We start from the raw sequence: 12,419 nt of genomic DNA on the forward strand, positions 1-12,419 counted from the left end.
TTTCTAGCCTCATTCTTAATTTGTAAAATTCATACTTAACTGTCTTATCATGGAAATGTATATCGACCCACATATTCATCTTGTCTCCCGTACCACCGATGACTATGAGGCCATGCGTAAAGCCGGGATTGTAGCTACCATTGAACCTGCATTTTGGTTGGGTCAGCCTCGAACCGAAGTAGGATCATTCAAGGATTATTTTAGCACCTTGGTGGGCTGGGAAAGATTCCGAGCATCTCAGTTTGGTATCGTGCATTATTGTACGATGGGCTTGAATTCCAAAGAGGCGAATAATATTGCCTTGGCAGAGCAAGTGATGGAGCTTTTGCCGCTTTATGTAGGAAAAGAAGGTGTTGTAGCTATAGGTGAAATTGGATACGATGACCAGACAGAAGCAGAGGATAAATTTTATAGACTTCAGTTGGAGTTAGCTAAAGAGGTAAGCCTTCCAGTACTTATCCACACTCCACACAGAGATAAAAAAAGAGGTACTACCCGATCCATGGATGTTGCTGAAGAACATGGCATGGATCCAGGTTGGGTGGTTGTGGATCACAACAATGAGGAAACGGTAAAGGAGGTTTTAGATAGAGGGTTTTGGGCTGCTTTTACGATTTATCCACATACCAAAATGGGTTCAGAGAGGATGGTAGAAATCGTCAAGCAATATGGCCCAGAACGGATTATTGTCAATTCTGCTGCAGATTGGGGAATTTCTGATCCTTTGGCTGTTCCTAAAACTGCCAATTTGATGCGAAAAATGGGAATTCCTGAAGAGCATGTACGCTTGACTACCTATCAAAATGCCCTAACAGTTTTTGGCTTAAGCGGGCAAATGCATGAAGATGATTGGTTAAAAGCACCGCCAATCGATCAAACAAAGAAATTGGGAGGCAACTCCGTCCTTCGTGGAGGTCAATTGCCTAGAGTCGAGGGTCCAGCAGATCGGGTGGAAAATTAATTTATGAAGAATTCCACCCTCTTTGCTTACCTGCAATTAACCCGTCCTGCCAATGTGATCACAGCGATCGCAGATATCTGGGCGGGTTTTGCTATCGCCGGAGGTTGGACCTTTATGATTTCAGACCTGGAGCTTGGATCCCAATCATTTTGGCAAAATCTTCTGTGGCTTTCATTGAGTACAATTGGATTGTATGCTGGAGGAGTTGCCTTTAATGATATAGCTGATGCAGAGCTAGATGCCATTGAAAGGCCTGAAAGGCCAATTCCAAGTGGTAGAGCCTCGAAGAACTTGGCAACCGTTATGGCTTCTGGATTATTGCTTTTTGGAATTTTTGCTGCCTTCCAAGTCAATTCCATTTCAGGAATCCTGGCAATAGCGGTTGCTGTCTGTGCCGTAGTTTATGATTATTGGGGTAAGCATCAGCGTTTTTTTGGTCCCATCAATATGGGACTATGTCGAACAGGGAATCTATTGTTAGGAATTAGTGTGGCACCCGAAGTCTTGGAAAAAATCTGGATTATTGGAATTCTGCCTTTGATCTATGTTTCTGCAATTACCATGATAAGCCGAGGGGAAGTTCATGGGAAAAACCGAAAATCCTTATTTTTTGGTGGAGCGATGTACGCCTCAATTTTCCTTGCGATCGGTTTATTTTCTTATTTGGAGAAACCTGGCAATTGGGAGGTTTTGCCATTTTTGGCCTTGTTGGGATACATGATTTTTCCTCCCTTGGTAAAGGCAATTCAAACTCAAGAACCGTGCTTTATAGGCAAATCAGTAAAGGCGGCAGTTATTTCCCTAATCATTGTAAATGCTTCCCTTGCTACGGCGTCCTCTGGTTGGACCATTGGATTCATTATTTTGCTTCTTCTTCCAATTTCTCTTTGGTTAGCCAAAAAATTTGCTGTAACCTGAGAAACAATTAAACCAATTTCCCCCCAAAATTGTCTTTAGGGTGTGGAAAAACCCGAATAATCTCTTGCCTTAACCTATGAATACGATTCTCGAACAGACCTTTTCAGTTCCTTTTCGCTATGCGGTCGCTTTTACAGAGGATCTATTCGATCCCAATAATTCCATTTTTGTAGATTCTGTTCGCGGAAATAGGGTTCCAAAAGTCCTTTTTGTAATCGATAACGGGGTTGCGGATACTCATCCCGATTTGATAGGAAAAATCAAAACCTACTCCAAAGCTAACGATGATGTCTTTTCCTTAGCGACAGATCCAATAGTTGTTATTGGAGGGGAAGCCTGCAAAAATGAGGAGGAAATTTATCAAAGCATAGTTGAAGCCACTCACCTCTATGGAATTGACAGGCATTCTTATGTAGTCGCTATTGGTGGAGGAGCGGTATTGGATATGGTAGGTTTTGCTGCCGCCATTTCTCATAGGGGAATCAGACTGATTCGTATTCCCACCACAGTATTATCTCAAAACGATTCTGCTGTTGGGGTAAAAAATAGCATCAATGCCTTTGGCAAAAAGAACTATCTCGGCACTTTTACGCCTCCCGTTGCGGTATTGAATGATTTCAATTTTCTAAAAACCTTAGATGACCGGGATTGGAGGGCTGGTTTGGCTGAAGCCATCAAGGTGGCTTTGATCAAAGATTTGAGTTTTTTCGAATGGTTGGAGGAGCATGCACTCGCTTTGGCAAGAAGGGAAATGGAACCGATGAAGATTCATATCATTCGTTCGGCCAAAATGCATATGGACCATATTGCAGGAAAAGATCCTTTCGAGTTTGGTTCATCAAGACCGCTTGATTTTGGTCACTGGGCTGCCCATAAACTGGAGAAATTGAGCAATTTCAGAATCCGGCATGGGGAGGCTGTCGCCATTGGTATTGCCCTAGATTCAGCTTATTCTTTCCTTCAAAATAGAATTTCCGAACAGGACTTCCAAAGAATCATTCAGGTAATGAAAACTTTGGGCTTTGAGCTTTTTGCTCCTGAGTTGCAAGGTGAAAATCTAATTCAAGGCTTGAAGGAATTCCAAGAGCATTTGGGAGGTCAATTGACGATAATGCTTTTGGAGGAATTGGGAAAAGGAATTGAGGTCCATGAAATGGAATCTGACCTGATCTTTAAATCTGTGGATTTACTTCGTACTTTGGAGGAAAAGTCCCAGTTGATCAATTCTTGATTTTTTTCTATGAAGATCCAAGATTTCCATCTTAGCTATTGCAGCAATATTCATCCTGGGGAGACTTGGGATGCCACTTTTCAAAACCTCAAAATTTATATCCCAGAGGTTAGAAATCGCCTGAAATTCAAAGGCCCATTTGGGATAGGATTAAGGCTATCCAATGAAGCTTCCTTGATTTTGGAAAAGCCAGAGCGGATGATGGAGTTTCAGGAATGGCTTAAAAAAGCTAATGCATACGTCTTTACGCTCAATTGTTTTCCTTACGGAGGCTTTCACCGAACTAAGGTTAAAGAGAAGGTTCATGCACCAGATTGGACAACTGAGGAAAGAAAAAATTATACCCTTCGCAGTTTTAGAATTTTAGAAAAACTCCTTCCTGAAGGAATGGAAGGTGGTATATCCACTTCACCGATTTCATATAGGCATTGGTTTAAATCTGAAGCAAAGCTTCAAGATGCGTTGGAAAAGGCTACGCTTAATTTCTTGGAAGTGGTGGAGGAATTGGCTAGGATCCATAAAGAGGCAGGCAAACTTTTGCACTTGGACATTGAGCCGGAGCCGGATGGAATTTTGGAAAATTCCGATGAATTGCTTGACTTTTTTTCCAGCTGGTTGGTACCAAAAGGGAAAAAGTTTTTCCAAGAAAAACTGAGTTTGAGCGAATCAGAGGCTGAAATTTTAATCAAAAGGCATCTTCAGGTTTGTTACGATGTTTGTCATTTTGCCATCGTCTATGAAAAGCCAGAAGACACCTTTGCAAAGTTTGAAAGCGCTGGAATCAAAGTTGGTAAAATTCAGATTTCGGCAGCGTTAAAGGTTTTGATTCCAGATTCTGCTAATGAGCGATTTAGCTTAAGCAAAAGACTCGAGGAGTTTGCAGAATCTACGTACCTCCACCAGGTTGTGGCCAGAAAGACAAAAGAAGGATTAAACTCCTATCCTGATCTTCCCCAAGCCTTGGAATACTTACCTAAAACCAAAGAGCAAGAGTGGAGAATCCATTTTCATGTTCCTGTCTTTTTGGAAAATTACGGTTCATTTAACTCCACCCAGGAAGAAATTTCGATTGTACTCAAACAAATTTTATCCAATCCAGAAATAACTCAACATTTGGAAGTGGAGACCTATACCTGGGAAGTTCTCCCAGAAGAAACGCACCTGACCATCGGTGATTCTATCGCTAGGGAATTACAATGGGTGATTGGTGAGATGAAGGATGAGTAGGAAGATCAGAGAATTTACGAATTCAGATTTACGACCTTAAACTGAACTTCAAGCCTAATCCTATAAGTAGATAGTCTTTGGAAACTAGGGTTGAATTCATCATGCCTCTCGTAAATCATAAATCAAAAATCGTAATTAAGAGATAATTTAATTTGGCTTCGCCGAATGATTTTAAACCATGAAAAAAACTGTAGTCCTAGATATTGTGGCCCTTTCTTCCCGAGTTATTGGTGAGCACACTCCATTTTTGAAGCAGTGGATTGATTCGAAGCAAAAAGCCATTGTTGAGCCAGTTTTACCAGCAGTGACTTGCTCGGCTCAATCGGTTTATTTGACAGGAAAATGGCCAACTGAAAACGGAATCGTGGGAAATGGTTGGTATTTCCAGGATGAATGTGAGATCAAATTTTGGAGGCAATCCAATAAATTGGTTCAGACTGAAAAAATCTGGGATATCCTCAGAAAGGAAAATCCGGATTTTACTGTCGCCAATCTATTTTGGTGGTACAACATGTATTCTACGGCGGATTATGCGGTTACACCTAGGCCTCTTTATCCTGCTGATGGACGTAAACTCCCAGATTGCCATACTCAACCCATGGGACTTCGGGACCGCCTGCAATCTGAGTTGGGCCAGTTTCCCCTTTTCACTTTTTGGGGGCCAAATACCACGATTGAATCCAGCAAATGGATTGCTGAGGCTGCAAAAAAGGTGGAGGAATGGTATCAGCCAACCTTGAACTTGATCTACATTCCGCATCTGGATTATAACCTGCAGAAATATGGAATCGATTTTTCCAAAATCTCCAAGGATCTTCGAGAAGTAGACGACTTGGCCAAGGATCTGATCACTTTTTTTGAGAATCGGGGAATTCAGGTCATTCTACTTTCTGAATATGGAATAACTTCAGTTAATCGTCCTGTTCATTTGAATCGAATTTTCAAGGAAAAAGGCTGGATTCAGGTAAAAAATGAACTAGGCTTGGAAACCCTAGATGCGGGCACTTCGGCCGTCTTTGCAGTGGCGGATCACCAAGTAGCTCATGTCCATGTCAACGATCCCTCCAAACTCGCTGAAGTCAAAGCTTTATTGGAAAAAACGCCAGGTGTGGAAAAAGTCCTCGATGCAGAGGGTAAAAAAGACTACCATCTTGATCACGAACGATCAGGAGATTTAGTCGTGATAGCCGATGCTGATTCCTGGTTTACCTATTATTTCTGGTTAGACGATTCCAAGGCGCCAGATTATGCGAGATGTGTTGATATCCACCGAAAGCCTGGATATGATCCCGTGGAGCTTGTACTCGATCCAGCTATCAAGATTCCGATTCTGAAAATCGGAGCGAAAGTGCTCAAGAAAAAGCTAGGCTTTCGCTACCTGATGGATGTGATACCTTTGGATGCAACCTTAGTCAAAGGGGCACATGGAAGAATACCGGAATCGGACTTGGATAAACCGATTTTTGTGTCTGCAAAGGGGGAAGATCTAGATCAAAAAATCGAAGCGATTACTGTCTTTGATTTAATAATTAAGGCTATTAAGGATTAGTCCAGGCCTAATCTCTTTTTCACCTTAAGCAAATTTTCCTGCTTCTTGGGTTCTCGGTTTACTTGGCAATATTTGGTATGGTAATGGTGTTTTTCCATAAATACCAATTGTAGTTCATCCCAGGCTCTTTCGGTGAAATTTGGATTGAAATGTTTTAATTCAATGAAAAGTGTTTCACCGATTTGCTCAAAAAGGTCCGTTCCTAAATATTCTAGGTCTGCATCAGCTAAAATGTTTTCCAGATCATTTGTAGGGCTTTGTGGGATTTTGGTAGCCATGATCATCCCATAAATCTTTTCCAAGTCTTCTTTGGAATAGTCCTTACTTAAATAACCCTCCGCAATTTTGCAGCCTTTCTCTTCATGGTCTTTTGGGTTATCGATAAATCCCGTGTCATGGAATAAAGCAGCTAATTTCAATAGCTCCATTTCCTTGGCTGTTATTCCAGTTTTTTCTGCTAAGTAAATAGCACGGCTCAATACATAATTGGTATGCTCCAAATTATGATAGGTCAAGTGGGAAGGAAGTTTTTCCAGAATATCCCGATAGACAATATGTTGAATTTCTTCAAAAACCATCAGTTGTGTTTGCTTCCGATTTGTTTGATAATACCTCCCTTAACTTCTTTGATCGTTTGAACATAAAAGAATGCTTTTGGGTCTATTTGCTGTATGGCTAATTTCATTCTATGTACCTCCAGTCGAGTCACGACAGTCATGATGATGTCGCATGGATGGTGGATGTGAAACGTCTCCGGTAAATAGCCTCTTTCTCCTTTATAGACTGAAATCGCTTTGCCAAATTCTTTCACAATAAGCTCTTTTACTTTTTCATCCTCTTTCGAAATAATCGTCAAGGCGGTGTACTCTTCAAATCCTTCCACTACATAATCAGTCATTTTGATTGCAGTGAAATAGGTCAATATAGAATACATCGCAGCTTCTATCCCGAAAAACCATGCCGCAAATAACATGATCAGTGAATTTAAGAATATAGTGATCTCGCTTGCAGATAGCGCAGAGTTCTTTTGGAATAAAGCCGTAATCACCTCAAAGCCATCGATTAAGCCACCTCCCCGGATAATTAACCCAATTCCAACACCCATTAAAACCCCTCCAAATACGGCAATTAGAACTTTGTCTTCAGTAACTGCAGGGACATCCAAAAAATGCAGGACTAGAGTAAGAAGAAAGACTGAAAAAGCGGATTGAACTGTAAAAGTCTTTCCGATTTTTTTCCAGGCTACAAAAAAGAAAGGAAGATTGATCAAGACCAAAAGTAGGTTCAGGTTTACATCATAGTTCAGATTCACGATAATAGCAATACCTGTCACTCCACCATCCAAGAATTTGTTGGGAAGCATAAATGCTTCCAGCGCAATAGAAGCGCAGATCACCCCAAGCAAGATCGAAACCAAGGACATGGGGTTAAAAATGGCTTTCCAATTGACTGATTCTTTGTCTAAACTCATTTAAGGGGAAAGAAAAAAAAGAATAAAGGGTAACTAGTTACTTCGAATGTCATCATAAAATCTATCAAAACCCAAAAAAGAACCTATTAATTATCTTGGATATATTATTAAAAATCAAGGTTTCTGGAAAGTTTTTTCCAAAAAAAGATCTCAATCTAAGCGTGGTAAGCTCAATTTATATTTCATCGCAATTAATCGAATGGAAATAATTATGCTCATGGAAATAAGCAGATTGTAGCTTCTTTCTAAGCCTAAATAACTGAGAACTAAATAAATCACGGCTCCTGCCAAGCAAGCCGAAGCATAAATTTCTTTTCTGAAAAGTATTGGGATATCATTCGTCAGTGTGTCCCGAATCACTCCACCCATCACTGCAGAAAACATTCCCATAATTGCAGCGATTTCAGGTCGTACTCCTAGACTTAGCGCCTTTTCTACTCCCAATACGGTGAAAAATCCAATTCCCAAGGTGTCAAAAAGGAAAAAGGTCTTCCTCAAGCGGCTCAGTAAATTGGGAAATATGAAAGCAGCCACCACGCCAAGCAAAATGGCATACAAGAAATGGATGTCTCCAATCCACACCAAAGGATAACTATCCAACAAAATGTCTCTTAGTGTTCCCCCGCCTATCGCTGTGATAAATCCAGTAAATCCCGCACCAAATAAATCATGCTCTTTTTCCCTTACTGCCAATGCTCCGGAAATGGCAAAAACAAAGGTTCCTACAAGTTCTAAAGCATATTGAAGTTCCATGGCTTTGGGCTTTTGGTCAAAATTTAATGAGATGAGTTTTTCTCCAGGATAAATACACCCATTTCTCTAAGATTGGGCAAATGAACCGTCTTGGGATTTTCTAAATGGGTAAATCCCATTGTCTCCAGTTTTTCTAGCTGATCAGGAAAAAGAACAAACCGTTCCGAACCGTCAGGAAGAAGGAATCTTCCCTTCCCCAATTCTTGAATTTGATCATTGATTCCTCCAAAGGCAGTACACATTCTAAACCAGAATATCCCTTTGGGTTTAAGGACCCGATGAATTTCACCGATCATTTGGAAGAAATTATCCACATCGCTTGCAAAATGTAAAACGGCCGAACAGATCACTGCATCAAATGCCCCTTGGTGAAAAGGAATTTCTTCCATTCTCCCAAACTGAAATCTGTGAGAATCAAAATCAGGATTTAAGGATTTGGACATGTACCTGCAGTATTGGATAGCTGTCTCGTTTGGATCTATGCCAAAGATCTGATAGCCTTTTTGAATGAAATAGACCGAGTTTCTTCCCTCACCGCAGCCTGCATCTAGAATTTTCATTTCTTTGGAAAATCGTCCTTTTAGAATCTGATCTAAAAGATAGATATCCACATTTCCCAGTAGCCGGTTTAATTCACTGATCTCCATCTTCAAGTCGGTTAAGTGCTTCAACTGCCTTCCGCCTACCTATTTCTATCATCTCAGCCGATCGGTGAAACTCTAAAGTTCCGGCCTGTTTTCTTGAAATTTTGATCAGGATATCCACTGGATGTTTTTCTACCAAAAGTTCACAAAAGCGGTCCTGCAGTAAATCAAATGACCGAGTTATTAAATCCAGAGAGGAATAGGATTTAGATTTTTCTTTTGGACTTTCATCGGGGAAAAACTGGCTCATTTTCTTTTGATATTCCTTCAGCCATTTGGGTAGTTTGAGAAAAGAATGGCCTTCTGCATCTTTTTTTGGAGGTTCCATGAAGCAGTCCTCCGGTCCATTCACGTCCACCACAATCAATAAATTTTCTTCCTGCTTATCCAACATGGAAATAGGAACCGGATTTACCACTCCTCCGTCGATAAATTCTCTCTCCAAATATCTAGCAGGTTGAAAAACACTGGGAATGCTTCCAGAGGCCCTAATAGCTGAGTAAAGCGACCCTTTTCTAAAAATGTACTCCTTTCCGCTTTTAAAATCTACAGCATTACAAGAGAAAGGAATTCTCAAATCTTCAATAGGACGGTCAGGAACCACTTTTTTAAGTGCATTGTAGACCTTTTCACCTTTAATGAACCCTCGGCTTGAAAAGGTGAAGTCCATCAGGGAAAAGACATCGATTCGATCCAGATTACAGATCCAATCTTTGAATTCAGGCATTTTGCCTGCGGCAAACATACCTCCAACCAAAGCCCCTGCCGAGCAACCGGCTATCTCCTCAATTTCATATCCTCTTTTTTCCAACTCCTCGATCACACCAACATGAGCTAAACCTCTCGCTCCACCACTGCTCAAAACCAATGAAACTTTTTTGTTTTTTGCCATATCTTTAGGAGGAAAAATCACCTATACCTATCAACGAAATTAATCATTATGAGCGAATTCAAACCTTTTCACCTTGCCTTTCCTATTCGTGACATTGAGGAAACCAGAAAGTTTTACGGGGATTTATTAGGCTGCGACATTGGTAGAAGTACTGACAAGTGGATAGATTTCAACTTTTTTGGTCACCAGCTATCTGCACATATCAAGCCTGAAGAATTGGCAAATGCCAAAACCAATGAGGTAGATGGAAAAAATGTACCCGTAAGGCATTTTGGCGCAATTCTAGGATGGGAAGAATGGCATAATTTGGCTGATAAGCTTAAGGATCATGGAATTCAATTCGTAATTGAGCCCTACATCCGTTTCAAAGGCGAGGTAGGTGAGCAGGCTACCATGTTTTTCCTAGATCCATGTGGAAATGCCTTGGAATTTAAATCATTCCAAGATCCTTCTCAGATTTTTGCGAAATAATCGAAGACTTGAAACCTTTTCACTTAGATCAAAAGCTGGATAGGATAGTCCAGATTCAGGGAAAGTCATATTACTTTTTCTCTGGTACTTCCTATTTGGGAATTGGTCAAAGAAAAGAATATGAGGAGGTTTTACTTAAAAATATACAACGCTGGGGAAGTAATCATGGCCTCAGTCGGGCGAATAACGTTCGATTGAGTGTTTTCCTTGAGTTTGAGGAGTTTTTTGCAAATCAGGCAGGAGCAGCTTCTGGGGCGGTAGTTAGTTCAGGGTACTTGGCTGGAATTGCAGCCTGGCAATGGCTATACCCAAATGCTGATCAATGTTGGATTGCACCTGATACCCATGCAGCGATATTACCTTTGAATATCAAACCTGATATTCAATTTAATTTTACACAATGGAAAAAGAAGTGTTTGGAGTTATCTGATAGACTTTCCTCCCAAAGGATTTTTATTTTAGGAAATGCTGTTGATCCTCTCAAAGCTCAAATTCATGAATACAACTGGATTGCTGAGATAGCCAAAAAACATGAGGTCACGCTCTTGATTGATGATAGTCATGCTTTTGGGGTATTGGGAGAAAGTGTGTTTGGGACTTATAAAAAGCATTCCAGCCCTTCTTATAATTTGATGGTTTCAGGATCCTTGGGAAAAGGTTTGGGGATGCCAGCGGGAATTATTCTTGGAAATGAAAAAACAATCGAAGGAATAAAATCCCAAGCCATTTTTATCGGGGCTTCTCCTGGTTCTCCAGCAAATCTTCAAACTTTCTTGGATACCCAAGATCTGCACAGTGCCCAGTTTCAAAAATTAAAAGAACTATGCCGCTTGTTCTTTGATGAAACGGAAGAGTTATCCACAATTTCTGGTGTTCCGGAATTCCCGGCATTTATCTATCAGGATGAAACCTGGACAGATCGATTGGAAAATTTAGGCTTTATAACTTCCTCTTTTTCTTATCCAACCGCCCAAAGCCCAAAGGTCAATAGGATTGTAATCTCTGGATTTCATGAAAAGGAAGATGTCTTTTCTCTTTTGTCAGTAATAAAATCACTTCATTAATATGAAATATTTTAGTCTAGTATTCCTAGGATTTGCATTGTGGATAAGTGCATGTTCTCAGAAAGAACCTAGGGTCTTTTATGAAGATTTAGAAGCTTATCCGACACTGAATAAGGTCCTTGTCGATTCTTCAAAATATCAGGTGCAAATTCTTTATTCTCAGATAGACAGGAATGAACATGGAGTTCCTCTTTTCACGGATTATTCCTTCAATCTGGATGATAATCATTATTTCTATCCGGCATCCACAGTAAAACTTCCTATCGCTTTGTTGGCCATGGAATGGCTTGAGGAGCAAAATATCGAAGGTTTAAATCTGGAAACCATCATGTTGACTGATTCTGCAAGGATCAGCCAAATTCCTGCATTAACAGATAGTTCATCCGCAACTGGCCTGCCCAGTATCGCCCATTACATCAAAAAGATCCTCTTGGTTTCGGATAACGATGCTTCCAATCGCTTGTATGAATTGATGGGAATGGATTATATCAATCGAAAATTGAAAGAGAAGGGTCTTGATCATACGATGATCATGCAGCGCTTGAGTTTTCCACTTTCTCCAGAAGAAAACAGGCAGTTCAATCCAATCCGATTTGTGGATAAGTCCGGAAAAATTATTCTGGAGCTGCCTGCAAGGCAATCTGATAGCCTCTATGTGGTTCCCGGAAATCCGAAAATTGGAAAGGCCTATTACCAAGGGGATTCCTTGATTCAATCCCCCATGGATTTCTCCAACAAGAATAAATTTGCGCTTTCTGACCTTCATGGAGTAGTGAAGCGATTAGTTTTCCCTGAAGCTTTCTTGGAAGGGGAAAGATTTCAGCTTAATGAAGAACATAGGGCTTTCGCGTTAAAATACATGAGCATGCTCCCAAGGGAAAGTGATTTCCCTATATATGACACTACAGAATATTACGATAGCTATTCCAAGTTTTTCAAATTTGGAACAGATAAGAGTTCAATACCATCCAAATTCAGGATTTTCAATAAAACAGGATGGTCTTACGGTTATCTGATTGATGGGTCCTATTTTGTTGATTTTGAATCAGGAGTTGAGTTTCTGGTTTCGGCCATTATTTATGTCAATGAGGACCAAATCCTAAATGACGATAAATACGAATACGATGAAATCGGCTTGCCCTTCTTTTCGGAATTGGGGGATTATCTTTACCAAAGGGAATTAAAAAGGAAGAAAGCACTTCCTCCGGATTTGAAAAAATTCAAGTTTGAATACTAAA

General features: G+C 40.4%; 13 protein-coding genes. 8 read left to right on the top strand and 5 right to left on the bottom strand.

Annotated elements, in window-relative coordinates; genetic code table 11:
* Positions 1-49: 49 nt before the first annotated feature.
* The 5 genes from DFQ04_RS08680 to DFQ04_RS08700 all read left to right on the top strand — a co-directional run bounded on the left by DFQ04_RS08680 (position 50) and on the right by DFQ04_RS08700 (position 5,886).
* A complete protein-coding gene (locus DFQ04_RS08680) occupies positions 50-961 on the top strand; it encodes a TatD family hydrolase (RefSeq protein ID WP_133554841.1) in 912 nt (303 codons plus the stop codon).
* A gap of 3 nt (positions 962-964) precedes the next feature.
* Positions 965-1,879 (top strand): UbiA-like protein EboC, encoded by a 915-nt coding sequence (gene eboC, locus DFQ04_RS08685; RefSeq protein WP_133554843.1) that lies wholly within the window; start codon positions 965-967, stop codon positions 1,877-1,879.
* A gap of 76 nt (positions 1,880-1,955) precedes the next feature.
* Positions 1,956-3,110, top strand: a complete 1,155-nt coding sequence (locus DFQ04_RS08690) for a 3-dehydroquinate synthase (protein ID WP_133554846.1) — start codon at positions 1,956-1,958, stop codon at positions 3,108-3,110.
* A gap of 9 nt (positions 3,111-3,119) precedes the next feature.
* Positions 3,120-4,337 (top strand): metabolite traffic protein EboE, encoded by a 1,218-nt coding sequence (eboE, locus tag DFQ04_RS08695; RefSeq protein ID WP_133554848.1) that lies wholly within the window; start codon positions 3,120-3,122, stop codon positions 4,335-4,337.
* A gap of 178 nt (positions 4,338-4,515) precedes the next feature.
* Positions 4,516-5,886 carry an alkaline phosphatase family protein gene (locus DFQ04_RS08700; RefSeq protein WP_133554850.1) on the top strand — a complete coding sequence of 457 codons (1,371 nt, stop codon included), beginning with the start codon at positions 4,516-4,518 and terminating at the stop codon, positions 5,884-5,886.
* On the opposite strand, the gene DFQ04_RS08705 is transcribed toward DFQ04_RS08700, so the two are convergent.
* The 5 genes from DFQ04_RS08705 to DFQ04_RS08725 all read right to left on the bottom strand — a co-directional run bounded on the left by DFQ04_RS08705 (position 5,883) and on the right by DFQ04_RS08725 (position 9,646).
* Positions 5,883-6,464, bottom strand: a complete 582-nt coding sequence (locus DFQ04_RS08705; protein WP_133554852.1) for an HD domain-containing protein — start codon at positions 6,462-6,464, stop codon at positions 5,883-5,885. The two genes, DFQ04_RS08700 and DFQ04_RS08705, sit on opposite strands and share 4 nt — an antisense overlap.
* Entirely contained in the window at positions 6,464-7,357 is an 894-nt protein-coding gene (locus tag DFQ04_RS08710) for a YitT family protein (RefSeq protein ID WP_133554854.1), read from the bottom strand. The genes DFQ04_RS08705 and DFQ04_RS08710 overlap by 1 nt, the downstream gene beginning before the upstream one ends.
* Before the next feature lie 150 nt (positions 7,358-7,507).
* Positions 7,508-8,110 carry a trimeric intracellular cation channel family protein gene (locus DFQ04_RS08715; RefSeq protein WP_133554856.1) on the bottom strand — a complete coding sequence of 201 codons (603 nt, stop codon included), beginning with the start codon at positions 8,108-8,110 and terminating at the stop codon, positions 7,508-7,510.
* A gap of 23 nt (positions 8,111-8,133) precedes the next feature.
* Complete coding sequence (locus DFQ04_RS08720; protein ID WP_133554858.1) at positions 8,134-8,757, bottom strand: class I SAM-dependent methyltransferase; 624 nt, start codon at positions 8,755-8,757, stop codon at positions 8,134-8,136.
* A complete protein-coding gene (locus DFQ04_RS08725) occupies positions 8,744-9,646 on the bottom strand; it encodes a patatin-like phospholipase family protein (RefSeq protein ID WP_133554860.1) in 903 nt (300 codons plus the stop codon). Before DFQ04_RS08725 ends, DFQ04_RS08720 begins: the two co-directional genes overlap by 14 nt.
* A gap of 48 nt (positions 9,647-9,694) precedes the next feature.
* Between DFQ04_RS08725 and DFQ04_RS08730 the strand changes: the two genes are divergently transcribed.
* Genes DFQ04_RS08730 through DFQ04_RS08740 form a run of 3 tightly spaced genes read left to right on the top strand, consistent with a single transcriptional unit; the run spans position 9,695 to position 12,418 of the window.
* Positions 9,695-10,117 (top strand): VOC family protein, encoded by a 423-nt coding sequence (locus DFQ04_RS08730; RefSeq protein ID WP_133554862.1) that lies wholly within the window; start codon positions 9,695-9,697, stop codon positions 10,115-10,117.
* A gap of 8 nt (positions 10,118-10,125) precedes the next feature.
* Positions 10,126-11,181, top strand: coding sequence for an aminotransferase class I/II-fold pyridoxal phosphate-dependent enzyme (locus DFQ04_RS08735; RefSeq protein ID WP_133554864.1), 1,056 nt, complete (start codon positions 10,126-10,128; stop codon positions 11,179-11,181).
* Between the two features lies 1 nt (position 11,182).
* Positions 11,183-12,418 (top strand): serine hydrolase, encoded by a 1,236-nt coding sequence (locus tag DFQ04_RS08740; protein ID WP_133554867.1) that lies wholly within the window; start codon positions 11,183-11,185, stop codon positions 12,416-12,418.
* Position 12,419: the final 1 nt, after the last annotated feature.

Source organism: Algoriphagus boseongensis (genome assembly GCF_004362805.1).
GTDB lineage: Bacteria > Bacteroidota > Bacteroidia > Cytophagales > Cyclobacteriaceae > Algoriphagus > Algoriphagus boseongensis.

Excerpts from the sequence above, each read along its gene's own strand:
- DFQ04_RS08705 (WP_133554852.1), bottom strand. The coding sequence starts at position 6,464 with ATGGTTTTTGAAGAAATTCAACATATTGTCTATCGGGATATTCTGGAA.
- eboC (WP_133554843.1), top strand. The coding sequence starts at position 965 with ATGAAGAATTCCACCCTCTTTGCTTACCTGCAATTAACCCGTCCTGCC.
- DFQ04_RS08700 (WP_133554850.1), top strand. The coding sequence starts at position 4,516 with ATGAAAAAAACTGTAGTCCTAGATATTGTGGCCCTTTCTTCCCGAGTT.
- DFQ04_RS08730 (WP_133554862.1), top strand. The coding sequence starts at position 9,695 with ATGAGCGAATTCAAACCTTTTCACCTTGCCTTTCCTATTCGTGACATT.
- DFQ04_RS08725 (WP_133554860.1), bottom strand. The coding sequence starts at position 9,646 with ATGGCAAAAAACAAAAAAGTTTCATTGGTTTTGAGCAGTGGTGGAGCG.
- DFQ04_RS08740 (WP_133554867.1), top strand. The coding sequence starts at position 11,183 with ATGAAATATTTTAGTCTAGTATTCCTAGGATTTGCATTGTGGATAAGT.
- DFQ04_RS08690 (WP_133554846.1), top strand. The coding sequence starts at position 1,956 with ATGAATACGATTCTCGAACAGACCTTTTCAGTTCCTTTTCGCTATGCG.
- eboE (WP_133554848.1), top strand. The coding sequence starts at position 3,120 with ATGAAGATCCAAGATTTCCATCTTAGCTATTGCAGCAATATTCATCCT.
- DFQ04_RS08720 (WP_133554858.1), bottom strand. The coding sequence starts at position 8,757 with ATGGAGATCAGTGAATTAAACCGGCTACTGGGAAATGTGGATATCTAT.
- DFQ04_RS08680 (WP_133554841.1), top strand. The coding sequence starts at position 50 with ATGGAAATGTATATCGACCCACATATTCATCTTGTCTCCCGTACCACC.
- DFQ04_RS08710 (WP_133554854.1), bottom strand. The coding sequence starts at position 7,357 with ATGAGTTTAGACAAAGAATCAGTCAATTGGAAAGCCATTTTTAACCCC.
- DFQ04_RS08715 (WP_133554856.1), bottom strand. The coding sequence starts at position 8,110 with ATGGAACTTCAATATGCTTTAGAACTTGTAGGAACCTTTGTTTTTGCC.